Origin of the sequence: Geoglobus ahangari, from assembly GCF_001006045.1 — an archaeon.
GTDB classification, from domain to species: Archaea; Halobacteriota; Archaeoglobi; order Archaeoglobales; family Archaeoglobaceae; genus Geoglobus; species Geoglobus ahangari.
Window position 1 is genome coordinate 852,031 of record NZ_CP011267.1, and the last position, 25,217, is coordinate 877,247.

At 45.8% G+C, this 25,217-nt stretch carries 21 protein-coding genes and 1 tRNA gene; 5 read left to right on the plus strand and 17 right to left on the minus strand.

The window, feature by feature from the left end:
- Nucleotide 1 precedes the first annotated feature (1 nt).
- The 12 genes from GAH_RS05020 to GAH_RS05075 form a co-directional block, all read right to left on the minus strand.
- Entirely contained in the window at nt 2-994 is a 993-nt protein-coding gene (locus GAH_RS05020; RefSeq protein WP_052747768.1) for a thermonuclease family protein, read from the minus strand.
- A 30-nt stretch (nt 995-1,024) separates the two neighbouring features.
- Nucleotides 1,025-1,792 carry a hypothetical protein gene (locus GAH_RS05025; RefSeq protein WP_048095059.1) on the minus strand — a complete coding sequence of 256 codons (768 nt, stop codon included), beginning with the start codon at nt 1,790-1,792 and terminating at the stop codon, nt 1,025-1,027.
- A gap of 3 nt (nt 1,793-1,795) precedes the next feature.
- Nucleotides 1,796-2,209: a DUF365 domain-containing protein gene (locus GAH_RS05030; protein ID WP_048095060.1), complete on the minus strand. Its 414-nt coding sequence runs from the start codon at nt 2,207-2,209 to the stop codon at nt 1,796-1,798.
- Nucleotides 2,209-2,451: a type II toxin-antitoxin system HicB family antitoxin gene (locus GAH_RS05035; protein ID WP_048096763.1), complete on the minus strand. Its 243-nt coding sequence runs from the start codon at nt 2,449-2,451 to the stop codon at nt 2,209-2,211. The genes GAH_RS05030 and GAH_RS05035 overlap by 1 nt, the downstream gene beginning before the upstream one ends.
- Nucleotides 2,452-2,453: 2 nt before the next feature.
- On the minus strand, nt 2,454-2,705 hold the full coding sequence (locus GAH_RS05040) for a type II toxin-antitoxin system HicA family toxin (RefSeq protein WP_048095061.1): 252 nt from the start codon (nt 2,703-2,705) through the stop codon (nt 2,454-2,456).
- A complete protein-coding gene (locus GAH_RS05045; RefSeq protein ID WP_048095066.1) occupies nt 2,702-3,142 on the minus strand; it encodes an EVE domain-containing protein in 441 nt (146 codons plus the stop codon). Before GAH_RS05045 ends, GAH_RS05040 begins: the two co-directional genes overlap by 4 nt.
- Nucleotides 3,143-3,409: 267 nt before the next feature.
- A complete protein-coding gene (locus GAH_RS05050; protein ID WP_156967396.1) occupies nt 3,410-5,311 on the minus strand; it encodes a hypothetical protein in 1,902 nt (633 codons plus the stop codon).
- An 84-nt stretch (nt 5,312-5,395) separates the two neighbouring features.
- Complete coding sequence (locus GAH_RS05055; protein ID WP_048095070.1) at nt 5,396-6,802, minus strand: AAA family ATPase; 1,407 nt, start codon at nt 6,800-6,802, stop codon at nt 5,396-5,398.
- A 2-nt stretch (nt 6,803-6,804) separates the two neighbouring features.
- The gene (locus GAH_RS10335) at nt 6,805-10,242 is read right to left on the minus strand and encodes an Eco57I restriction-modification methylase domain-containing protein (protein WP_052747769.1); all 3,438 of its coding nucleotides are present in this window, start codon (nt 10,240-10,242) and stop codon (nt 6,805-6,807) included.
- A complete protein-coding gene (locus GAH_RS05065; protein ID WP_048095071.1) occupies nt 10,232-13,957 on the minus strand; it encodes a helicase-related protein in 3,726 nt (1,241 codons plus the stop codon). Before GAH_RS05065 ends, GAH_RS10335 begins: the two co-directional genes overlap by 11 nt.
- A 558-nt stretch (nt 13,958-14,515) precedes the next feature.
- Nucleotides 14,516-14,588, minus strand: a tRNA-Gln gene (locus GAH_RS05070).
- Nucleotides 14,589-14,612: 24 nt separating this feature from the next.
- Nucleotides 14,613-15,476 carry an LEA type 2 family protein gene (locus tag GAH_RS05075; protein WP_048095072.1) on the minus strand — a complete coding sequence of 288 codons (864 nt, stop codon included), beginning with the start codon at nt 15,474-15,476 and terminating at the stop codon, nt 14,613-14,615.
- Nucleotides 15,477-15,567: 91 nt separating this feature from the next.
- Here GAH_RS05075 and GAH_RS05080 point away from each other — a divergent pair, with 91 nt between their 5' ends.
- The 5 genes from GAH_RS05080 to GAH_RS05100 all read left to right on the plus strand — a co-directional run bounded on the left by GAH_RS05080 (nt 15,568) and on the right by GAH_RS05100 (nt 19,863).
- Complete coding sequence (locus GAH_RS05080) at nt 15,568-16,893, plus strand: NCS2 family permease (RefSeq protein ID WP_048095073.1); 1,326 nt, start codon at nt 15,568-15,570, stop codon at nt 16,891-16,893.
- A gap of 76 nt (nt 16,894-16,969) precedes the next feature.
- A complete protein-coding gene (gene ribH / locus GAH_RS05085; RefSeq protein WP_048095074.1) occupies nt 16,970-17,395 on the plus strand; it encodes a 6,7-dimethyl-8-ribityllumazine synthase in 426 nt (141 codons plus the stop codon).
- The gene (locus tag GAH_RS05090; protein ID WP_048095076.1) at nt 17,382-18,515 is read left to right on the plus strand and encodes a pyridoxal phosphate-dependent aminotransferase; all 1,134 of its coding nucleotides are present in this window, start codon (nt 17,382-17,384) and stop codon (nt 18,513-18,515) included. Before ribH ends, GAH_RS05090 begins: the two co-directional genes overlap by 14 nt.
- A 74-nt stretch (nt 18,516-18,589) precedes the next feature.
- Nucleotides 18,590-19,234 (plus strand): RAD55 family ATPase, encoded by a 645-nt coding sequence (locus GAH_RS05095; RefSeq protein WP_048095078.1) that lies wholly within the window; start codon nt 18,590-18,592, stop codon nt 19,232-19,234.
- Nucleotides 19,231-19,863, plus strand: a complete 633-nt coding sequence (locus GAH_RS05100; RefSeq protein WP_048095080.1) for a cytochrome c biogenesis CcdA family protein — start codon at nt 19,231-19,233, stop codon at nt 19,861-19,863. The genes GAH_RS05095 and GAH_RS05100 overlap by 4 nt, the downstream gene beginning before the upstream one ends.
- On the opposite strand, the gene GAH_RS05105 is transcribed toward GAH_RS05100, so the two are convergent.
- The 5 genes from GAH_RS05105 to rpsG are packed head-to-tail and all read right to left on the minus strand — an operon-like array spanning nt 19,840 to nt 25,213.
- On the minus strand, nt 19,840-20,754 hold the full coding sequence (locus tag GAH_RS05105) for a ribonuclease Z (protein ID WP_048095081.1): 915 nt from the start codon (nt 20,752-20,754) through the stop codon (nt 19,840-19,842). The genes GAH_RS05100 and GAH_RS05105 overlap by 24 nt on opposite strands.
- Nucleotides 20,755-20,760: 6 nt before the next feature.
- Nucleotides 20,761-21,081, minus strand: a complete 321-nt coding sequence (gene rpsJ, locus GAH_RS05110) for a 30S ribosomal protein S10 (RefSeq protein ID WP_048095083.1) — start codon at nt 21,079-21,081, stop codon at nt 20,761-20,763.
- Nucleotides 21,082-21,112: 31 nt separating this feature from the next.
- On the minus strand, nt 21,113-22,384 hold the full coding sequence (gene tuf, locus GAH_RS05115) for a translation elongation factor EF-1 subunit alpha (protein ID WP_048095085.1): 1,272 nt from the start codon (nt 22,382-22,384) through the stop codon (nt 21,113-21,115).
- A 51-nt stretch (nt 22,385-22,435) separates the two neighbouring features.
- Complete coding sequence (locus GAH_RS05120) at nt 22,436-24,622, minus strand: elongation factor EF-2 (RefSeq protein WP_048095087.1); 2,187 nt, start codon at nt 24,620-24,622, stop codon at nt 22,436-22,438.
- Between the two features lie 6 nt (nt 24,623-24,628).
- Nucleotides 24,629-25,213, minus strand: a complete 585-nt coding sequence (gene rpsG, locus GAH_RS05125) for a 30S ribosomal protein S7 (RefSeq protein WP_048095089.1) — start codon at nt 25,211-25,213, stop codon at nt 24,629-24,631.
- Nucleotides 25,214-25,217 lie beyond the last annotated feature (4 nt).

Below are 25,217 nucleotides of genomic sequence, written 5' to 3' on the forward strand. Positions count from 1 at the left end.
CTTACCACTCATAGTTATCCACCAGCTCCCCTTCGCTGTTGTAGAGGTAGGCAGTATCGTGATCGTTGTTCCATATAGCCCTTCCAGAATTCCAGAAGATGTCCGTTGAGTTGTCCAAACCCTTGCCGGTGTGCAGAATCACCTGCTCTCCGGGATCGAGAACAACGTCAGGAAAGATGTAATACTTGCCAGATTCATCCTGTATTTTCCAGCCGTAAAGCGATACGGAAGTGCTGCCGGTATTGGCTATAACCACATACTCGTCGTTCAGGCACTCTCTGTCATCCACCTCACCACATGCATCGTAATTGACTGAGAGAATCTCGACCACGGGTGGAGAGTAGTTCCACAATCCGATTTTATTCTGCTTAGCTTCTTCTTCAAGCTGCCTGTAAAGATCTCTCTTCGAGAACTCCGCTTCATAGTAACATCTTGCATAGCCTTCCTTTATCATCACAGCCCCGAAGTCCACACCATTAACGTAAACATAGGCCAGGAGTCTTCCATAAACGTCCCTGGGTTCTGCTTTATCGTCTGTCTGGACAACAACCTGCTTTCCGTCGAGCAACTCTTTCGCCCTTTCTTCAGCCTTTCTGCCCCAGACTGCGAGATACTGCGTGTCAGCTATGCCATCATATTCGCCTTTCCTGTTTCTGCTTGCGTCAGTTTCAGGGCAGTCTATTCCAAGGATTCTGATTCTTTCTTTTGTTCCATCCTGAAAGAGAACATCAATCGTATCGCCATCAACAACGTAAACAACTCTTGCGGTATAGTTTTTGCCGGGTAGAATTGAGAGTTTTTCAGCAGTTGGTGTAGGAATGGGTGTCTGTTCCGGGGATGGAGGTTGTGATGGAGTAGAGAGCGGAGTGGGTGATGTGGTAGTAGGAGTTGGAGTTGCAGTGAGTTGGGGGCTTTCCTCGGTTTGAGAGCACCCGAGAAGTGTCAGGGCGAGTAATGTCAAGAATGTGATCAGTAGTTTCCCGTAGAAACCCATGTTGAATATTTTCAGCTGACAGCTTTAAGATTACTGATTCTTGAGCTGTGCAATAGAAAAGGTATCATTATCCTGAAGTATAACTCCACTCAAGTGCCCCCATATGTTAACAACATTGTCACCTGATACAATACTGATTGGGAACATTAATGTAAGGAAAAACAGGTAAAACATTGCCAGAACGTAGGCAACTACTATTCTCTTAATTTTTTCTTTTTCTCTTGCATGTCTCCAAGCGACCATTGTTAAAGGTAAGGCAGTTATGAATAGCAGTATAAGAATTACAGCTATTGTATTCACATACATGGAAACAAAAAAGTATAGTGTTGCGAAAATCAGGAAAAGATAAGACAATATGTTGTCTTTTTTATCGAACGAGATTAACAGAGCCACAGCATATCCAAACATGCCAATCGCTGCACCTGTAATGCCTGAGAAGCCGTATATGTTCCCACTCCCACCGAAACTGGAAAGTATATACATTGAATACGCAGAACTGAATATTGGTACAACGATTAGAATTGCCAACAAAGAGTATCTGAAAATTTTATCATGATCAAGATGGTTGTAGAGTAGCATTGAGACAAATCCGAATAATGCATAATAAAACAGATTCCTGAGCAAATGTCCCGGCTCGTAGTGAACAAAATTCGTGGTGTAGAGGGTTAGAATGGAGTAGTCTTCAGTGTTGAGTGTCAGGGCTTTTTTAATTTCTGGGTCCAGATAAAAGATTATTAGACACAAAAAAGCTGGAATCAGTAAAATAAAAAGACCATCTACGTATTTTTTATAGTTCATAACTCATTCTCTCAAATACTGCCCTCCAACCGGCACAAACCTCTTTGGCTTTACTGGTTTATCGTATTTCCTAATATCTTCAAGCTCAATAGCCATCCATAGCTTCCTCTTCTTCTTTCCATGCCCCCATCTCTCCTGAGATTTGATGTACTCTCTCAGCTCCTCTTTAGTTAAGAAAATTCTATCTCCAAAAGTCTCAAAGAACTTCATCGGATCTTCCTGCAGGAGGATCATTTTGATCTTCGCTTCTCCAACAAACCCAGTATCCTCGTGAGACTGATAGAATACGAACTTCATTCCCGGCTTTAGCTGCTTCCAGACTGTAGCGGGCTTAACGAAAACGTCCTTGCCTTCCTTGAAGAAGCGATCCATGAACCGCTTTGGGATTGGGTAGGTTACGCCTACAATTTCACCCATCAAACCACCTTGGCTTTGATATTCTCCATGACCTCCTTGAGCAACTCCTTCCCCATCGGCTTGGGTATCTCTCTGCCTTCTTTCTTCGCAGCTTCGATCCACAGCTCAATGGCAGTTTTAATCTCCTTCAAAGCCTTTTCTTCAGTTTCACCGAAGGCAGAGCAGCCCGGCAGCTCGGGAACTACAGCGATATAGCCCTCATCCTCCTCGCTGTAGAATATCTCAATCGTGTACTTGTGCATGATCACTCCTCCTCAAGTAGATTATACTTCTCAATCACTTTTAAAAATTGCCTTACTTGGTAAGGTTTTGCCTTGCCTTTTACATTCTGAAAATTCAGAATCTCTCTAACTCCTTCTCTGACGTACACTCTGTGGCTGCCTTTGCCACCCCTGAATTTGAAGCCGAAGAGTTCAGCAGCCTTGCAAAGCTCCTCAAATCTGACATTCTTTGGGTTGTTCTTCAGTTTCTCGTAAATCTCCTTTTTCTTCGTCATGCCGAACTCATGATTAGCTTGTAATCCTCCTCAGGAATCTCTCTCATCGCCTTGCCCATCAAATGCCCGCTCCACTTCTTCTTGTTGGTGATGAACTTCAGCTTGGGGATCAGTGGTTTGAATTCCACAGGTTTATCGAAGATCTTAACAGGCTTAAGTTTGATTCTCAGAGGGAAAGTTTCGTTTCCCATGCCTTTTGGAGATTTGAAAATCTTGCTTGAATCCCTGAAAACTTCGGAAAATGCCTCATAAACTGCAACAATTCTCGGTTCTTTGATTTTGTCTTTGATTCTTTCCTGTTTGAGATAGATGAGGAGTTTGTCTCCGGGTTTTACCTTTGCGATGGTGTTTCTGTGCCTCTCCGGCACTCCCCAGATGTTTTTCTCTTTTATAACCTTCCAGTTCTCTTCGTTGGTTATGCAGAGCCAGTAGGCCATGTTGTATTTTTGTTTTGAGCTTTTATAATAATTGCTCTTTCCAAAAGACAAAAAGTGTGCTACATCCATATAAATGTCCGGACAACACTACTTCCGGAGACATTTGGGAGATAATCTTTCAGTTTAGAGTACTTTGACGTTCCAAAACACCCATCTTGATATTTCTAATGGGATTTCTTTTCTATGGGTTTAAGTTTGTTTATCTTTTTATCTGTACACCCTCATCTACCGTCCCGTTACCAAAAAATCGAAAATACTGTTTCCTGTTTATGCGTCACAATCCAATTTAGTGTCAGCATTCTGCGATTCAAATATTTGTTTAACCAACTTTACCCTATCTTTTGAGAAGAAACTAGAGTTTTCAATTTTCTTGTTAAATCCGTCTATTACTTTTATGCCCCGCTCCTCGAAAAATTTCGTCCTCTCAGCAGGTAATGGAAAATACGTTACAAGGATTGGGATGATAGAGCATTCAGGATATTCGCTTCTTAAGACCAATATTTTTCTACTTATTTGATTTAATGTCTTGATTATTTCATCTTTATGAACCGCTACCTTACATTCATAAAGATATATTTTATTGCCTTTTTTGGAAAAAACATCTATTTCCTCCTTATCTGCTATGTAGTTGTGTTTTACTTCCTCAAAATATTCTTGCTCCTGAACCCATTTGTACACCATTAGTTCGAAAAGAAGCCCCTTTACATTTTCCTGAAATTTTCTCCTTTCATTTTCTATTTGGTTTATATCGATGATAACACTTTTACCAAATGGACTTTCGGTAATAACTCTATCAAAAACGGATGATACAGACCTATCCTTAAGATATTCTTTAAATAGGTTTATCTCAATTTCTACCTCCTCGACTTCAATAAGATCCTTTTCTCTGAATATATCGATATATCTCTTCGCTTGCCTGTATAGGTTTCCTCCAAATCCAGAATAGTCAGTAGCGCTATCAAAGAAAATTAGCCATCCGGAATAATCTGTAATTCCGATCGAACCATATGCTGGAATCAAAATCCCATAACTATAACTGTTCATATTCCCTCCTTCAGGATGTCTAAAAATCCTGATGAGGACTTTGTCACGACCTAAGTTAACCAATCCAACCAAAACAGATAAAAAAGCTGGAACGCCGCTAAAAATCGATCCTGTAGAACTTAACACTTCTACACCATACCATAAAAGGTTATAATCTAACCACTTTTTAATGTCATCTACAGTTTTCCTTCTAAAGTAATCCGGCTCTCGCAAATTTTCTTTAGACAGTAAAGGTTTAAGAATTGACTTGCCAATAGCCTCAATTACTAGCAATGGCTCAAGACCTAAAGCTAAACCAAGGCCATTCTCTAAAGGTCCTATAATTTCTTTACGTATTTTGTCAAAAAACGAATCCAAAATAAGCCATTCTTTATTCAATTTCCCAATGTCGCCTTCATGGCTTTCAAAATTTGTATTGGTGATTTTGTGAAGGTCTTTTATGCAAGATTTTCTGAAATCATTTTCTCCAAGCAGTTTAGACCAAAGATATTGAAGTGTAAGAACATACCCTTTAAAGACCAATTGGAGGTATTTAGGCGATAAGTTTGTCCCAATTGTTGCAGGCGAAATATAACCAAGTGGGACCCCACTCCGTACATCATTTAAATATACAAAAGCATAAAATTTTGTTGCAATATTTAGGGCTAAATCCTTGTCTATTCCAATAGTTGGTTTAGCAAACCTGTATAGTTCCTCAAATAGTCTAATTAATGGATCTAAACTCGTAATGGATACTCTAATTTCATCCCAATTTTTAGCTTTCCTTAAACGCCTGGATAACAACCATATGTTCTTGATGATCACAGTTTTTTCAGAAGTATTCGGTATATCTTCAATTGGTATTCCTTTAAATCTGGCTCTGAAAAAAATGAAATCTTCCTCAAGCCCCAAAGAATAGTCCAATTCTATTAGGTTAATTATAAGTCTAATTGTAGACACAACAAAGAATTTGTACCCTTCAGCAAGGATTCTGTCCATATTTTTGTTGTGGTGAGTTTTTAACCAACTTTCGAATTCAGATGTGTTAGTGGCTATCCTTAAAATGTTTAAAGCTGCCAATATATCATCAATAGGGTTCAACGAGCTTTTTTCAAGAGAATTATCACTTTCAGCTTCTCCCTTCAATCACCCTCACCCACTCATGCTGTTTAATTTTCTCAATCAGCCCCATTATTTCCTCATCAGCCCTAATCTCCCCGACAACTTCTTTTATCGGTTTAATTCTTTTTTAATTTTTATTCCCAACTTTTCAACAACACCTATAGCAAATTCTACCTCTCGTAGATATTTTGGTCTTGGATCGTAATGCACAGATGGATTTAACAAAATGGATCGATAAGTTTCTACTCTCTTAATCAGTGTTTTCGCCCGATTCAATTGTGCTTTTACTTCATTCCAGATGTCACTTATATTTGATGATTCATAAGGAACTTTTAATTTTTTCTTTTTTGCAAAATTTTTTACAATTCTTTCGAATTCAAGCCTTACATAGAGCGCTGCTGCTGGAATATCTCCTTTATTAAGATGTTGTTTTGCTTTATCTAAATAATCTTGCTGTTCAACACCGACGATAAATGGAAGATCTGTGCTATCTGTTTTTCTTACAACGAGCCTTAAAAATTCCCATTTGCTCCCGTCTAAATACTGTTTCATTAGATTAAACCAATTTTCATCAAAAGTAGTTATAACAATCTGATACTCGTCTTCAAAATCTTCTCGAAGTATGTCCAGCAATGGGATTCTTAGATTCATGTCCAATCCTATGACAACATCGTCCAGCAAGAGCATCTTGTATTTAGAAACATTAAATCTCTTGTAGTATGCCAAAAAGAGCCCCAACGATATCGCATTCAGTCTGCCTTCATTTAGGTACGTCAAAATATCGCTTACATCCTTACTATTCCATTTAACGTTGAAATTGAGCTTGCCAAGTTCTTCAATTGAGCATTCAATTTCTATATTGTCTCCTGTTAATCTTCGAACATAATTATTCCATATTTCATGTATTTCAGCGAAAATTTTGTTGATTTCACTCTTAATTGATTCTTCTTTGTCTAATATTCTCTTTTTGGCTCTGGGACTTTTTTCTTTTAACTCTTCCAGTTCTTGAAGTTCTTCAATTAATGTTTTTTCACCTCTTGGCGGGATAAGGTAGTGGGCCATTACATTCTTAACAAAAAGTTCATAAAAGTCTTCAGGAGTGCTCAAATCGTAGATTTTCATAAGTTGTCTATAACTCAAAATGCTTGTAGATCTCGAAAGCGCATCAAGAAAAGTCTTTTCATCAGAATCATAGCTATCCGGATCTGTAACAATAACTGATCTTTCATTTCCTTTATCGTCAACCTTCTTTTTAAGTTTAGTCTTTAACGATATGGTTTTTCCGTCAGTTGTTTCAATAGAGATTTCTACTGGCTCTTTAGTGAACACATTTTCATAACTTTCCAATTCTATTTCGCTTGATGCCGAGTCAAAAGGGAGTTTTAACGCTTCTACCAGCGAAGTCTTCCCGGAACCATTTTCGCCATAAACGACAAGATTCTTCCCTCTGAGATTGATCTCTATTTCATTTGCAAATCCTTTGAAGTTATTTAACCTCAAAGTCTTTATTTTCATCTTTACCCTCCAAGGGAGGTGTAGATCTGCTTAATCCAGGGGTGTAATTTCATCAAGTAGAGGTTCTCGTTTAGCTCTTTGTCCTTTTCAAGAGTGTTGAAGACTTCTTTTATTTCATTAAGTGTTTTTTCGATTTTGTTTTTATCCTCTTCAAGCAAGTTGTCAGGCAACTCGATATCTCTTAGCTTATCTTTAACAAGAGGCTTAATCGGAATCTTGACGACATCTCCGAGATACAGCTCGTAAACGAGGCAGTCTATCAGGTTGTCAAAGTAATCGATGATATACTGAAAGTGCCTGTCATCTTTTGCGAAATAGTTGTAATACTGCTTCAGGAAAAGCATGTATTTTGCGAGGATTATGAATGGTTTCTGGTCTTCCAGTGGGATTCTTGGGATTGGGAGTGCTTCAACTTCGTAATTGTTTACGCGATTCTGAAATGAAAACAACTCAAACCTCCAATTTAAGATCTTAGAATTTAATAGTGCAATCAAATAGAACTTGTAAATATTTTTATCTTTAAGAATTATGAATTTTACATTATTTGTTATCACGTATCCTGGTTTAAGAATTGCAAATCTCAATCTCGGTTTTGAAGCTTTGTTTATTGTATTTCGCCCAATAATTCTCTCAAATTTAATATTCTCTTTAGCTTCAGGCTTCTTTCTGAAAAACTCCTCTTTGTTCTTTATCCACCTCGGCTTTGGTCCATTTGGATCCAGATTCACGAAATACCTGTCGAGGTGAATCCCCTTAATCAGCAAATCATCTCCTGGCTCGTCGCTCATGAACTCTTTGTCGAAAGTTTCATCTAAATGTCCTACTCCAACATCACCTATCGGTGGATTATTCTCATCGCCCTTAAACGGTGGATATTTCGAGATGTGTTTTAGAATCTCCCACTCGATCTTGGGATTCGTGAACAGCGGGATTCTGTATTCATCTCCAGTTAACGCTTTCAGATCGTCCCTTGAGATGTTAACAAAATCAGAAAGAGTGGCTACCATATCCCTGTTTTCGATATTCGTTCTCAGCATGAACTCGTAATCTTGGTCAGCAATTTCTTTCTTGTAAACGAGAATCGTAACTGCCTGCGTAATTCCCTCAAAGACTCTCGCCCTTTCCGGAAACTCCAGTATTTTCTTAACCATTGCTTTCTCAAAGAACAGCTTCCTGAGTTCTTTTGAATCGTTCTCTCCAAGGAAAGATGACGGAAATATCATTGAGAAGTATCCGCCTTTACTGACAAGGAAGTAGGATCTTTCGAGGAACAGCTTGTATTGGTTCAAGTTTCCTACCTGATAACTGTAAAGCTTTCCATAGATTTTCGACATGAAGTCCTTTTCTTTTTTATCTTCTATGATCTGTTTTAATCTCCCATACGGAGGATTTCCGATTACTACATCGAATCCCTTCTTCTCTAAAAACACTTCTGGAAACTCGAAAACCCAGTGAAACATCTTTCTTTCCCAAGGGATGTCCTTCAATTTTTTTAGTTTGTCCAGATCAATCCCATACTCCTCAGCAAACTTCTCATCCAGCTTCCTGTTGAACAGCTTCGTTATTTCTCTCAGCAGATTGTTCAGCTTGACCGCATACTTCGAATTGAGTGAGGCAACCAAAACTCTGATGATCTTCTCTTTTGTCTTAAGAACTTTCTCAAACTCACTCCACTTGATTTTCTTTGATGCGAGAATGCGGTTCATCTCCTCGACTTCTCTGACCAGATCACCTTCAATCCTGAGAGATCTGGCAATTGCTGGCAGATACTCCTTCAACTCATCATCAACCTTAATCATTTCCCGAATGTATTGAATTTCATGGTCTTCAAAGTTGAAATCGAGGGTTACCTGCGTAGTCTCTTTTCGTCCTCTCGGAACGTCCACATAGCCGATGAGCGAATTTCCTTCCCTTAAATTGAAGTGAACATTTGGGAATCTGATGAAAACGCCGGCACTGACGTTGAAGTGCCTTGCTAGTGTCAGGAATAATCTTGCTCTCGCAACCTTTAATGCCGAAGGGTTGATATCAACACCATATATGTTCCTTGAGAGGATTATGAAGAACTTCACATAAACCTCAAACAGCCCCTCCTTCTCAGGAATCTCAAGCAAATTCAGTGGCTTAATTTTTCCATCCTCATCCGCAACAAGGATTTCAAGTTTTTCAATTCCAACCTCTTTTGCTCTATCTCTCAGTTTCCTATAAATATCAACAAGCACATTTATTGCACTCTCAAGGAAGTGAGCTGAGCCAACAGCGGGGTCGAGAATCTTGATGTTCTGCAGCAGATTAAAAAGAGTCGTCAGCCCTTCCTTGTCTCCTGCATTAATCAGCTCGTCTATGCTCCCGTAATCTTTCCCAAATTCCTCGTTTATTCTGTCAACCAGATAGGGCTCAATTGTGTTCTTGCAGATATATGACGTAATTTCTTCAGGAGTGTAATATGCCCCAGTCTTTTTCCTTTTATCTTCAGTCATCAGTTTCTCGTAAAGAGAGCCAAGAACATATTCATCAATGTCTCCATCAACCCAGTCCCTGCTTTCAAAGAGATTCAGCAAGGGAATGTCAAAATCAATATCATCTTCAGATATTGTTCTCCTTCTACCTTTAGGTGTGAGATTCACCAGCTTCTCAGTAACACCCTCTTGGTAGAAGCACTTGTCAGGGATGGCTATAACTGGATTATCTTCACCATTCAGAAATACTGCTGGTCCAATAACGACGCATTTGCCTATACTCTCATCCTCAACATAAGGTTCATCAGAGTACCCACTTATCTGCTTGAAGAAGTGCCTGAGAAAAGCATAGTAGCTTTCAAATCCTCCAAAAAGCTTTTTTTGCTTCAAATCCATGAATTTTGTTATGAAATATCTCTTATCTCTATTAAAGAAGCCTTTCTCCTGCAGATACCATAATGTGAGCATCTGCATCATGAAATTGTCCACAAACTCCTTCCTTTTCGCCTCTTCAGAAATTCCATTGATGTTGTCGAGTAAAAACTCTTTGCTCTTCTTGTAAAGGACATAAAACTCCTCAATAACATCAGATCTGCTGAATAGAGCAGAGAAGTTCTCGCTCTTTGGTTCTTCAAGGACTTTTCTGAGTTTTTTAAGGAAAAGTTCATTTAGCTTGGAAATCGTTTTCCTGATCTGTTTGTTCGTTCTGTAGTCCTTGATGTATATCTCGTGATCTTTATAGATTATTATCCCAATTCTCCCGGCATAACCGCTAACAGGTGGTTTGTAATTGGAAAGAAGCGAGAATTCTTCCTTAGTATTCACATTCGCATACAAAAACCCCTCAAACAGGTTGATGTCTTCATCCTTATCAAAAACGTAGAGCGGATACGTTTTTTCGCCCACTGTTACTTCATCCATCTCAAATTTGCTGAGTTTCTTTTCAATCTCTTTTCTCAGCTCTTCCACCTTACTGGGCATAGAACCACCCTATGTGCTTTTTCTCAACTTTCAGAGAGGGTACTCGAGATAGATTCCACTGGAGGAAACGGCTGTAAAGTGTATCCACAACACCTTTAAGGTTCAGGATTTTCACGTTATTGTTTTTGTCCACTTCAATTAGCTTATTTTCAACGAGCAACGATTTAATGGGGCTTGAATATTGTCGATAATCAAGTAGTTTTAGCGTATTGACCACTGACTTGTAGTTTTCGAGTCCTCTGCCTTTTTCTTTCTCACTTATAAGGGCATTATAAAGACCGTATAGAAATCCCTTTTGATCAGGCTGATAATCTCTCTTCAATTTTTCAACAACTTTCTCAGCCTGTTTATCTATTTCCTTCAGTTTTTCAGCACTCTCATCAAGCTTGAACGGTGTAATTTTTCTACCTCTCACGAGTTCGAGGAGTGCTAAAGGAGATTCCTGCTTTATGCCCTCTTTACCAATGCTTATGATTTTCCTGTCAATCCTGAAATCTCCACGGTAAAATTCGTAGATGCTGAAAATCTTTCCATTTCCGGACTGGATATAGGTATAATAGGGTCCATCTCCCAGATTTTTAACCTCTTCAAAATCTTTATCCGTATATCCAAGCTCATACTGGATGATGTTCCAGAGCTTGTATTCATCCACCTGCTCCTGAGGAATGCCGCCTTCGACAACATCCTTGAATTCATCAGAAATGCCAAATTCCTCTAAATCTGTCATTGAAAGCTCTGACAGGCTTTTAATTCTCTCTCCAAATGTCTCAACACTTATATCTTCCTCTTGACTGAGAATCTTCGACTCCTTTCCGACTACAAGAGTTATGTCCTCTATTTTCTGTTTAAGCTTGCTTAAAATTCCAACAATGATCTCAATCTCCCTCGAAGGAGTGAAGTTGAGAACGTAGACATCCTTGTCATTTCCGATTCTGTTAACTCTACCAACTCTCTGAACTATTATCATTGGGTTCCAAGGCAGGTCAAAATTGACTACTGCATCGGCATCCTGCAGATTAACTCCCTCGCTTAATGCGTCAGTGGAAATCAGTATCTCAATCTCGCCATATCTCCTCACTTCTTCATCGCCTGAATTTGCTTTGGGAGCGAATCTCTTTATGTAGTTCATTTTGGTTTCGGTGTCTGTGTCTCCGGTGACAAGCCCTATTTTAATCCTATCTGCCTTATCCTTGAGCCATGGGTGCAGATCTATTTCCCGTTCAATCCATTCTCTTAAATTGTGGTACAGGTAGTAGGCGGTATCCTTGTACTGGGTGAAGATGATGAATTTCTTCTTGTAGAGGTTTTCCTCAATACCGAGCTTTTCCGACATGTATTTCGGTTTAACCATGAGCTGTTTCAGAGCCTCAAGCTTTGGATCGTTCTCGTAAACGTAAATTCTGGTATCGATGATTTCATCTTCGTCCTTTGGGACTGTTCCGAGAACTTTGAAATCGCCGTTCTCCCCAACCTTGAGGGCATCGAGGGCGTCAAATATCTCATCCATTAGCTTCAAATCCTGCTCCATGTTGTGAAGCGCAATCTTCAGGCCTACTTTGACTTTTTCAACACCGGAATATCCTTCAAGGTTGTAGTTCTCAACATATTCTACCAGAAGTTTAACGACCTTATCGAACCAGCTCTCCTCTTCCTGAGCTTCTGCTTCAAATTCTTCTGCAACATCCTCCAATTCCTTATTTATCTTCGCCTCTTCAACGGCCTTAACGATTAAATTCCTGAGATCATCCAGACTTGTTATTCTCTCTACAGATTTTTTGAATAATGTGTAAAACACCTTTTCCTTCTCGTATATTTTTCTCAATGTGGTTTCGAATGGAAATACTCCGCTCTCAAGTCTCTTGCCCAGTAAAAGCTTGAATAAATCAGATATTTCAATTATCTTATATTCTTCCTCCTCATCATCTGCAAACACAATATATCTGACTCCATAAAGCTTTGTATGTTCGAAATTTATCCTATCGATGTTTCGTGAAATTTTTCTCACCAACTCATTGAATTTGGGTGTATAGAAGGGGGAGTAGTCTATACTGTATGGTTTGGGATCCTTGAAAACTATGTTTAGGCCCCTGAACTGCTCGGTTATGTATTTCCTTGTCCTTAGGATCATAACTTCGTCCAGAACCTTTCTTTTAATCTCCGCAGCCTTCTCCTTGAGTTTCTTCTTTATCCCCTCATCGTCTGTTTTTTCATATTCTTTTTTCAATTTCTTGTATTCTCTGATTAGATCAGGCACTGATACGCTATATTTGTTATTCTGGAAACTCTGGAAAGTATCATCCGTAAACAGCCTGATCAGATTATACAGGTCATCTATGGTATTGTTGAGAGGCGTAGCCGTTAGAAGCAAGAATTTGTTCGAGAAGCCATTTGATTTCTTCTGCAACGCTCTTACAGCTTTCCATCTGTTTGTGTTTTTATTTCTATATTTGTGAGCTTCATCTATCACAAATAAGTCATACTCTTCCCGCATCTTTAGCAATTCCTCGTCAATTTCGCCCTTCTTTAAATCAGCCTTGTATCTCTGGAAAAGCCCCAAAGACAGGAAAGCAATTTTGCCGATGAGTTTTGTTCCGCTCTCATCATATATCTCGTAGATTTTGTGATTGTAACTCCCCTTAACGAGCTTCTTGAACATATTTTGCAGGAAATATTCCGAATTGACTCTGACAAGCTCCCCTCTCTCGAGCTTCTCCATCATTCTTTCATCTGCCCGTCCAACAAGCAAATCTTCCCACTGGGATATCAAGGACGGAGGAAGAATCAGCATAACTGCCGGATACTCTTTATCTGACGGTTTCCAGTGAGGATACTTTCCAACCAAAAATTCCTGAATTATTGCAGATGCCATGAAACTTTTACCCAACCCGACAGAGTCGGCAAGAATTACTCCATCATAATGATTCAGGATTGGGATAGCATTCATAACTCCTACAAGCTGGAATTCGAGGAGTATGTCCTTTTTCGTGAGGTTGAGAACTCTTCCTTCAGTCCATTTGTATACAAGATACTTGAATAGGGTTTCAGGATCTAGATATTTCCCGATTTTCGGATATTTGAGCCCGGGAATTGCGCCTGAGACTTCTATGACTCTGATTAAATCCTCATTGAAGTCTATAGCCTCCTCCCAGAGCTCATCAAACCAATTATTGAGATATAGAACGTCTTCTCTCTCAGTTAGAATCACATTCAATTCTTTATTCTGTATTAATCCCTCGGCAGTGAAATTTGACGAGCCAACGATTGCCACCCCCGGAGAACCATATTTGTCCTCCAAATCTTTTAAAAACAGGTAAAGTTTGGCGTGGAGCCTCGATTTGTCAAAAAGCTTCACCTCTATTAAATTGTTCGCAATATAGTCTCTCAACCTCTTTAACTGGTTGATTTGCTGCTCTGTTAATTCTTTGGATTGTAATTCCTCTATCATTTTTTGCTTGAATAATTCCCTTAAACTGTAGCCAGACACCAGTTCCTCTTTTGTGGGCAGCGTGGTTTCGTTGCCCATAATAAGTTTCAAAAACGGTCTTCTGTCCACATCTTTGGGAAAATCTTCATCAACAAGATCAAAACCACTCAGGAAAAAGTAGCCAACAGCAAATTTAGCCTCTTTACAGTTTTTCAGTCTGTCTTTTATAACGTCTTTGAGAAGCTTGCCAGGAGTGTTGTCTATAATTTTGGTTGAATCGTACCCAGACATCCAATCAATAGTTGTTTCGGCCCTATTAAAAGCTTTTCAAAAATTAATTTCATGAGATATGATAAAACTAAATTCAAAATAAATTGTTGTTTTAAATGACACATTATCGTAATGCTATATCCAAATACTAAGATGGGTGAGCATGATTAATCTGGTAGAGGATTGAATAAAGCCTTAACAGAAGAAAACGAATCTGCAAATCTGAAAAAACAGAATACAGAACAAACAGAATGCAAAAGAGTTAAACAAGCGAGGACATCATGATCTTAACTCACTTCCCTGTTTCATCAGGCACCGCACTGGCATCCTCTCTCGCATTGTCCTCGCTGTAGTCAATCTGCAGAGGTTCGTAAGCATCCTTCAGCTCTTCAAATCTGAGCACGTCGAACATCTGGAGTTCTTCAGCTGTGAAGCAGTGACAGTATAACTCAACGTATTGATCATCTTGGCTAAACTGCGGTCACGATCTAGCTAAATCTTTGGGGAAAAGTTAGAAACATTAAAAGCTCTTAATTTCTGTAAAGGAGAGATCTGGGGGTTATAGATGTTAAAAAACCATAGCCCCGCGGGGATTCGAACCCCGGTCCCGGGCTCCAAAGGCCCGGATGATTGGCCGCTACACCACGGGGCTCCGGTAAAAAATTGGTTGGGTGTTTTAAATTTTTACCGACGAGGCAATCGCCGTCTCGAACTGAGTCTCCTGAGAGATCTGTATCGGGTACTCAGCACCCATGAAGCTCACGTATATCTTCGCGTTCACCTTAACCGTCGTCTTTTCTCCGTTCTTGACGTGCGTCACCCACCACTCCGGAAGCTTCGTGTTGTCCAAGTAGATGGGCACCCTGACCTTCTCCTTTTCTCCGGGCTTGAGGTTCAGGTTTATCTCCTCAACGCCCTTGCCCATAGTGATTCCGTTCATCTCTATGGAGTACTCTATCTTGCTGATGTCTATGCTCACGGGGGCGTTGTTCTCCGCGGTACCGCTCACCACCAGCTCCGTCCTGAGGTTGTCCACCTTGCCGAGTTCGAGCCTTATGTCTCTGAATGCGAATATGTCCACTCCACCAACAGACACCACCTGATCCTCGAAGCCCATCCCCAACATGTTCGTCGTCAGCTGCTGGCTCACCTCGATCGGGTACCTGTAGTCGAAAACCAGCAGGTTTATGACAGGGACTATCTTTATCATCATCTCGCTATTTTCCCCATGCTGAAGGTGGCTGACCCACATGTCCTTTATCCTCTGGTTCTCTATCTTTATGCTCAGGACGACCCTGTCCTTCTCTATGTCTATCGCATTCCCATGGGCTATCTGTATTCCGTTGATGTAGACGTAGGACTCAACGTCCTTCAGCGGAAGGAAGGGCAGGGGGTTGTTTATATCCACGTTCGCCACCAGTTCGCTGTACTGATCGTTTACCTCCCCCCAGTGGGCCTGCACGTCCTTTATCCCCGGCTGGACGCAGCCTGCAGTCAGCGTCACTGCAAGAGCGATGAGCAGGATGTGCCAGACTCTCATAATTATCATTTTGATAACCAACAGTTTAAAGCGTTTCGGTAATACCTGAAGATTACGTAAAGTTTTATAAACTCCCCACTCAGCTACAACCATGGCCTTGGAGGACTATTTTGAGTTTAGCCGGTACAACACAAACATGAGGACAGAGGTGCTCGCAGGTCTGACGACATTCATGACGATGTCATACATAATATTCGTGAACCCGCTGATTCTCAGCGATGCCATTGGTAAAGATGCTATTCCGAGCCTTGTAACCGCCACAGCCCTCTCCGCGGGGATTGCCACGATAATAATGGGCCTGTACGCGAGGAAGCCATTTGCCCTCGCTCCGGGAATGGGGCTGAATGCTTACTTCACCTACGGTGTAGTGCTCGGAATGGGGTATTCGTGGGAGGTAGCTCTTGCCGCGGTGTTCGTTGAGGGACTCCTGTTCATAGTGCTCTCAGTATCAGGGCTAAGGACTGCGGTGATCAACGCCATTCCGCCATCCCAGAAGTACGCGATCGGTGCGGGTATAGGCCTCTTCCTCACGCTGATCGGCATGAAGGCCGCCGGAATCGTTGTTGACAGCCAGGCAACGCTCATAACCCTCGGAACCGAGAACTTCGCAAAGCCAGAGTTCTGGGTGGCGATGATTGGGCTTGTGGTGGCATTCCTGCTGATGGTCAGGAACATTCCCGGGGCGCTGCTTTTCTCGATCGTGGTTGCGACCATCTCGGCCATCATTCTCGGAGTTTCTCCGGCCCCGGAGAGCCTGTTCGCTCTGCCGACTCTCGACAAGACTCTGTTCAAGCTCGATCTCGCAGGACTGATGAGCGTTGGTGCCATAGGTGTCGTCTTCGCCTTCTTCATGGTCGACTTCTTCGACACCCTTGGAACAGTCGCAGGTCTCAGCGCGAAGGCGGGATTCATGGAGGAGGACGGGAGCATCCCAGACAGCGAGAAGATACTGCTGACCGACGCCATCGGCACGTCACTGGGAGCACTCCTCGGAACCTCAACGGTAACGACGTACATAGAGAGCGCAGCGGGTATCGAGGAGGGAGGCAGGACTGGAATGGTCGCCCTCGTTGTGGGCCTACTGTTCCTCGCGGTTGGACTGTTCGTCTCGCCCATAGCCCAGATAATACCCGCACAGGCGACCGCTCCGGCGCTAATGATCGTCGGATTCTACATGCTTACTGTTGTGAGGGACATTGACTTCGACGACCTCACCGAAGCTCTTCCAGCGTTCTTCGTCCTCGTCACGATCCCCTACACGTACTCGATCGCGGACGGTATTGGCGCAGGGTTCATAAGCTACGTGGTGCTCAAGATAGTCGCAGGGAGGCACAGGGAGGTTCACCCGCTGATGTACTTCCTTGCCCTGATATTCGTGGCCTACTTCATGTACCTCGGCGGGATAATCATGTTCTGACGCCCTTCCCTTTTTCCCTCCTTTTTTAGTATTTCTTTGTAGTTATTATTATATACTCAAAGACCGAGCTTGGAGTATGGACAGAATTAGGCTTGGTCTGGTCGTCGCCGAGTTCAACAGGGACATCACGTACATGATGGAGGTTCTCGCCAAGGAGCATGCCGAGTTCCTAGGGGCAGAGGTTGCCGAAGTCATTCGCGTTCCGGGTGTTTTCGACATACCCATCGCGCTCAAGAAGATGCTCGAGAAGGGGAATGTCGACGCCATCGCTACCTTGGGCTGCGTGATTGAGGGTGAGACCGAGCACGACGAGGTTGTGGCCCAGCATGCTGCGAGAAAGATTATGGATCTGAGCCTCGAGTATGGCGTACCGGTTTCTCTGGGAATAAGCGGGCCGGGAATGGGCAGGATAGCCGCACAGCAGAGGATTGACTACGCCAAACGCGCGGTTGAGGCTGCCGTGAAGCTTGCGAGGAGGCTCAAGGAGTATGAGCAGGGCTGACCTCATACAGCCTTCGGCCACGATGAAAATTTCCGAGAGGGCGAGACAGCTTAGGAGAGAGGGTAAGGACGTCATAGACATGGGTCTCGGAGAGCCGGACTTCTCCACGCCACCTCACATAGTCGAGGCGGCATGCAAGGCTCTCGAGGAGGGAAAGACCACCTACGCCCCCGCACAGGGGATACCTGAGCTGAGGGAAGCGATAGCCGAGAAGGTCAGGAATGAGAACGGAATTCCGGCAAACCCCGAGAATGTGATTGTCACGGCAGGGGCGAAGTACGCGATATACGAGGCGATGCAGGCCATAATCGAGCCGGGAGACGAGGTGATTCTGCTCGAGCCTGCCTGGGTGAGTTACGAGGCCTGCGTGCTGCTTGCAGGTGGAAAGCCGGTGTTCGTCAAGCACGACGAGACGTTCAAGTCCGCTGAGATAGAGGAGCACATCACGCCCAAAACGAAGATGGTTGTTGTAAACAGTCCTAACAATCCGATTGGAGTTGTCTATCCGAAGGAGTTTCTGAAGAAGGTGGCTGACCTCGCATCCGACCACGGCTTCTACGTCATGGCGGATGAGGTTTACGAGAAGATAATATTCGATGGCACCCACCACAGCATCGCGAGCTTTGACGGCATGTTTGAGAGAACCATCACGATCAACGCGTTCTCCAAAACATATGCGATGACAGGGTGGAGGCTCGGTTATGCTGTTGCAGAGGAGGAGGTAATAAAAAGGATGAGGAAGATCCAGTCCCACTCCATAAGCTCACCCACCACGTTCGTTCAGTACGCTGGAATAGCTGCGCTGAAGGGCGATCAGAGCTTTGTTGAGAGGATGGTCTCCGAGTTCAGGAGGAGGAGGGACGTGCTCGTTAAGGGGCTCGACGACCTTGGCATTGAATACGCCCCACCTGACGGGGCGTTTTACGTGTTCATGAACACCGGGATGGACAGCGATGAGTTCTCTCAGAGGTTCCTTGAGGAGTACTACGTTGCCGTCACACCTGGCTCTGGGTTCGGCAGGAGCTACGGCACGTGGGTCAGGCTGAGCTACGCGACGAGTGTTGAGAGCATAAGGGAGATGCTGGAGCGGCTTGAGAAGTTTTTAGAAAGGATGGCGTGAATATATTATTTATCATTTGATAGTCTGAAATCGATAAAAAATTTTTTAAATCTAAAATTCATGAGGGTGGTAGGATGGGTTCGATACTGCTAATGGGCTCGCCCGGTACCGGGAAAACAAGACTCATACTCAAGTACCTCAGCTATTATGATAAGGCCCTCTGGGTCTCCACCACGGAGAGCGCACCTGACGTCAGGAGGAAGCTCGTCGACTTTGACGGTGAGCTGTGGGTCGTGGACACCCACACGTGGGATCAGAAGGTTGAGGTAGAGAGGAGAGACATAATCGTGAGCAACCCGATGAACCTGAACGAGGTGAGCATCGCCATCGGCAAGGCGCTCGACAGCCTCGGCGATGAGTACTTCATCGCGTTCGACTCGATATCGGGTTTGCTCCTCTACCACACACCGCAGAAGGTTATACATTTTCTCAGGAACATCGTGGTCAGGATGAACACCGACAATGGGGCCGGCATATTCACCCTCGTGAAGAACGCTCACGACGTGCACATCGAGACCTCCATAAGCCTGGTATTCCACAACATAATCGAGCTGGAGAGGGTTTTCAACGGAGAGAATGTCAAGAGGTTCATAAAGATCATCCGCGCCTCCCAGTACGTGGAGAAGGAGGTGGCCGAGATTCACATCGTGGAGAACGATGTTGCGGTTCCGAAGGTTTTTGACCGCTTTATAAAGCAGCAGCTCAACATAGGGAGATGATCACACTCTTAGCGCTGTCGTTTCTCGCTGGACTGGTCTCAATCATATCCCCATGCGTCCTTCCCATGGTTCCAGTCGTTTTCGCCGGGGCTCAGGGTGACTGGAGGAGGGGAGTCTCAATAGTCATGGGGATGGTCGTGTTTTTCGTCCTCATGGGCTTCCTCGTCTCCCTTGTCGGAAAGCTCTGGATCTTCAGGGCAGTCGCGTATGCCGGGCTTGCGGCTTTCGGGGTTGTGATGGTCTCCGACAGCCTCTACTCAAGATACTCTGTTTTCTCATCAAGGATCGTTGGAAGTATTAGGCTTCCAGCCGACTCGTTCCTCTTCGGAGCGCTGCTTGGATTGGTATGGACGCCATGCATCGGCCCGATAGTCGGTGCACTTCTGAGCTACAACGCAATAAGCTCGACGAGCGTTGAGGGAGCAGTCTCGATGCTGTTCTTTGGATTCGGAATTGCAACAGGAATCGGCCTGATACTCAGGTACGGGGAGAAGAGGAGGATCTTCGCGGAGTACGGGGAGAGGCTGAGGAGAGTCTCGGGCTGGATAATCCTGATCTTCGTCTTTTTGCTTGTCACCGGGATATACACTCAGATCGAGATCATGCTATCGAGGCTTGTCCCTGTGTAGCTCGAGCGACATGAAGTCCTCCGCTACCTCGACGTTAGGGAACACCTTTTTCGCCTCGGAGAGGAGTGGTGCTGCGTCCTTCGAATACCTCGCACTTATGTGGGTTAGTACGAGCCTCCTGACCCCTGCCTTCTTGGCCACCTCCGCAGCCTCTCTTGCTGTTGAGTGCTTCGTGTACTCAGCCCACTCCTGAAGGTCCGAGGTGAACGAGGAGTCGTGAATGAGGAGGTCCGCGTTCATCGCAGCGTTCACGACCTTCTCGCTCGGTCTCGTGTCTCCAGTGTAAACCAGCTTCCTCCCTCTGACGATCCCGTCGGTCACCATCTCGGGGGTGATGAGCCTCTCGTTCCACTCCACGCTCTGCCCGCTCGCGAGCTTCTTGTATGCCGGCCCGGGGGGAATCCCTATCTCCCTCGCCTTCTCCGGAGAGAAGCGGTAGAAGTCGTCTTCGACGACTATGTATCCGACGCTCCTCACTATGTGATCTGTCTCAAACGCAACCACGCTGAAGTTCTGGAACCTCACGACATCCCCATCATCGAGCCTCGTCACGCTTATGCTGAAGTCGAGGCTGTCGTATCCAAACTCGGAGAAGAGCCCCCTCAGAAATCGGGGCTCCGGGCAGTAAATGTACAGGGGCTTCTCCCTCCCGTTGAGCGACATGCTCTCTATGAGCCCGAAGAGACCTATGAAGTGGTCAGTGTGCATGTGGGTTATGAAAACCGAGCTAACACCAAAACCTGTCTTGGCCACCATCATCTGCCTCTGCGTGCCCTCTCCGCAGTCCAGAAGGATCTTCTCTCCACCAAAAGAAACGAAAATTGAGGATGGATTCCTCTCAACAGTCGGAACTGTGCCAGAAGTTCCGAGAAAGGTGATTTTGAATTGCATAAAAAATTAGCTTTCGAGGACGATCTCGATGTTGACGTCCTTAGGAACCTGAATTCTCATTATCTGCCTGAGAGCCCTCTCATCCGCGGCTATGTCTATGAGCCTCTTGTGAATCCTCATCTCCCAGTGGTCCCACGTCTCGCTGCCCTCACCGTCCGGCGACTTCCTCGTTGGAACGACAAGTCTCTTCGTCGGCAGAGGAATCGGGCCGCTGATCTCAACCCCCGTTTTCAGCGCTATCTCCTTTATCTGGTTGCAGATTCTGTCGAGGTCCTGCGGGTTAAGTCCGGAGAGCCTGATCCTCGCCTTGTAACCCTTTATTGCCATAACAGTTCACCCTAAAAAGAAAAATGGAGGGTTAACCTCTTGGCGTGACTTCGAGAACCATTCCGGCTGCGACGGTCATGCCCATGTCTCTCACTGCGAACCTGCCGAGCGGCGGGATGTCCTTGACCTTCTCGATGACCATCGGCCTGGTTGGCTGGAGCTTCACCACTGCTGCATCTCCAGTCTTCAGGAACTGCGGGTTCTCCTCCTTGACCTGTCCGGTCCTCGGGTCGATCTTCTTCTGGAGCTCAACGAACTGGCATGCAACCTGCGCGGTGTGGGCGTGTACGACTGGGGTGTAGCCGACGGTGATTGCCGTGGGGTGCTGCAGCACGACGATCTGGGCGGTGAAGTCCCTGACCACTGTGGGCGGGTTGTCCGGGTGACCAGCGACGTCTCCTCTCCTGATGTCGTTCTTGCTGACACCTCTCACGTTGAAACCGATGTTGTCACCCGGCTCGGCCTGCTGGATCGGTTCGTGGTGCATCTCGATGCTCTTGACCTCTCCGGTAACGCCGGCGGGGTTGAAGATGACCTTGTCACCGACCTTCAGGACACCGCTCTCAACTCTGCCGACAGGAACGGTACCGACACCGCTGATCGAGTACACGTCCTGAATCGGGATCCTGAGCGGCTTGTCAACGAGCTTCTCTGGCGGCTTGAGCTGGTCGATAGCCTCGAAGATCGTCGGGCCGTTGTACCACGGGGTCTTGTCGCTCTTCTTGAGCACGTTGTCTCCGTTGTAAGCTGAGACAGGTATGAACGGAACCTCGCTCGGCTTGTAGCCGACGAGCTGGATGAGCTTGGCGACTGCCTCCTTACACTTCTCGTAGGCCTGCTGGTCGTAGTTGACCCTGTCCATCTTGTTGATGGCGACGATGAGCTGGTTGATACCGAGGGTTCTTGAGAGGAACACGTGCTCCTTGGTCTGGGCCTGCACACAGTCAACGACGTCTACGACGAGGATGGCAGCGTCAGCCTGCGAAGCACCGGTGATCATGTTCTTGATGAAGTCCCTGTGCCCGGGGCAGTCAACGATCGTGACCTCGTACTTCTGGGTGTTGAACTTCCTGTGAGCCACATCGATCGTGATACCTCTCTCCCTCTCCTCCTTGAGCCTGTCCATGACCCACGCGAACTCGAAGGTCGCCTTACCCTTCTCCTGAGCTTCCTTCCTGTACTTCTCGATTATGTGCTCCGGGATCTCTCCAGCGTCGTACAGCAGCCTTCCAATCAGGGTCGACTTCCCGTGGTCGACGTGTCCGATCATTGCAATGTTAATATGCTCCTTCTCCTTTGCCATATTCTTTCACCTCCTTCTCAGACTTAAGAAATTAGAGGGTTTATAAAATTTTCACCCGAGGAAGTCCTCGGGCTTCGGAAACTCGAGCTTCAAGCCCTTTCTCTGTCTTACCTCCATCACAAACTGCTCGAACAGATTCTGCGGGACGAGCTCGAAGCCTGCGAACTCTACGCTCCAGATAGCCTTTCCTGAGGTTGCACTTCTTATTGCTCCTGCAAAGCCGAACATCTCCTTGACCGGAGCCTTGGCAACCACCGTGATCATGTCTCCCTCAGAGTTTATCTCCAGCACCTGACCTCTCCTGCCCTGAATCTCCCTCGTCACGGCGCCCATCATCTCCTGCGGGACGGTTATGTAGACCTTCTGGTATGGCTCGAGGAACGCAGGATTCGCCTGCAGCATCGCGGCGAATATCGCAGACCTCACGGCAGGAATGACCTGTGCAGGACCTCTGTGGACAGCATCCTCGTGGAGCTTACAGTCCACGAGCTTCACCTTCAAGCCGTACACGGGCTCCCTCGCAATGGGCCCGGCCTGCATGGCCTCCCTGAACCCCTCGAGGATGAGCTCCATGGTCTCGTTCAGGTACTGGATACCCTTCGTCACGTCCACGAATATGTTGCCCTCGAAGTACTCCTGAATGCCCGCGGCCTCCTCTCCCGAGAGCCCAGCCTCCTCGAGCTTCCTTCTCCTCTCCTTCTTGTCCATCTTCATATCGACCTCGCCTTCCTTGAACAGCCTTATGACCTCCTCGGGGCATGGCTCAACGACAATGTAGAACCTGTTGTGCTTGTTGGGTGACTTGCCCTCCACGACAGGAGAGGTGCCGGTTACAGTCTCCCTGAACACCACTATGGGCGGTGAGGTCTTGACCTCGAGTCCGAAGTCCCTCCTAATCCTCTCCACCTTAACTTCAAGGTGGAGCTCACCCATTCCGCTTATCAGGTGCTCGCCCGTCTCCTCATTGAGCGTGACCTGAAGGGTCGGATCCTCCTTGGCGAGCTTTCTGAGCACCTCGATGAGCTTCGGCAGGTCTCTCGGGTTCTTGGCCTCAATTGCCATTGTAACGACCGGCTCGCTGAAGTGCTTGATGCTCTCGAACGGCTCCATGTCCTCGACGGTGGAGCATGTTGAACCGGCAGATGCGTCCTTCAGCCCAACGAGCGCTACGATGTTACCGGCCGGAATCTCGTCAACCTCAACCCTTCTCGGCCCCATGAACAGGCCGACCGTCTGCGCCCTGTTCTTGGCCTTCTTGTCGAGTATGTACAGCTCGGTTCCGGGCTTGAGCGTTCCGCTGAACAGCCTTCCTACCGCGATCTCACCCGCGTGCGGATCAGTGACTATCTTGGTGATCATCAAAGCGACAGGCCCCTTGGGGTCGCAGTTGAGCATCGCCTGACCAACCGGGGAGTTGATGTCTCCCTTCCAGATGGTCGGAATCCTCTTCTTCTGGGCCTCTATCGGGGATGGCAGGTGCCTGATGACCATGTCGAGGACAACCTTGTAGAGCGGGCTCTTCTTTGCGAGGGTCTTGGAGTCGTCTGCCTTGAGGTACTCGTAAACCTCCTTGAAGCCAATGCCGGTCTCCTTCATCGATGGAACGCTCACCGCCCAGTTGTAGAGGGCTGAGCCGAAGGCAACGCTTCCATTCGTAACATCAAGCTTCCACTCGTCGTACTTCTCAGGCTTCACGGACTTTATGAACTTGTTAACATCGGCAATGACCTTCACGAACCTCTTCTGCATCTCCTCCGGAGAGACCTCCAGCTCCCTGATGAGCCTGTCCACCTTGTTCACGAACAGCACGGGCTTGACGTTCTCCCTCAGGGCCTGCCTCAGAACAGTCTCGGTCTGGGGCATTATCCCCTCAACGGCATCCACGACCACGATGACGCCGTCAACCGCCCTCATCGCCCTAGTGACCTCTCCTCCAAAGTCAACGTGACCGGGAGTGTCGATGAGGTTGATCAGGTAGTCCTCTCCACCGTATTCATGAACCATCGAGACGCTCGCCGAGTTGATCGTGATACCCCTCTCCTGCTCCTGCGAGTCGAAGTCGAGGTAAAGCTGTCTTCCAGCAAGCTCCTCGCTGATCATTCCCGCACCGGCCAGAAGGTTATCTGAAAGCGTGGTCTTTCCGTGGTCGATGTGAGCAACGATACCCATGTTCCTGATCTTCTCCGGCTTGTACATCAGCTCCTTGATCTTGTCAACCATCTTCTTGGCTCTCGTCATCTCTCATCACCTTGCCGACTTGGCGACCCTCTCAACCTCCTCCTTCTTGGCAACAGCATAGCTCCTGCTCTCGTTGTTTGCGGCGGCAATAATCTCGTCCGCGAGGCATGCAGCTATGCTCCTCTTGGACTTGAAGGCCGCCCTTCTCGCACCTTCAGCGATGTTTCTGAGCGCTATGTCAACCCTCCTCGAGCTTGACGTGTCAACAGACTTGGGAACGGCAATACCACCGTACTTGAGCCTGACGACCTCCTCTCTCGGGCCCGCGTTTATGATCGCGTCGACAAGAACCTGAATCGGGTTCTTCTTCGTCTTCTTCTCGATTATCTCGAACGCCTCCTTGACTATGCTGTATGCGAGCATCTTCTTGCCCGTGTTGTGCTCCTTCCTCATCACCTTGTTTATGAGCCTCTCCACGATGAACACGTTCTGCTTGGCAAATGGAGTGTTCGCATGCCTTCCATGGGTGTGCGGAACGACTCTCGGGTTCAGGTTTATGTAGTTCCTAAGCGCCGGATCGCTGACCTCCACCTCGCTCGCGTCGTACTTCCCGAATACGAGCAGCTCCTCCTTCGTAAGGCCATACTTCATGAGA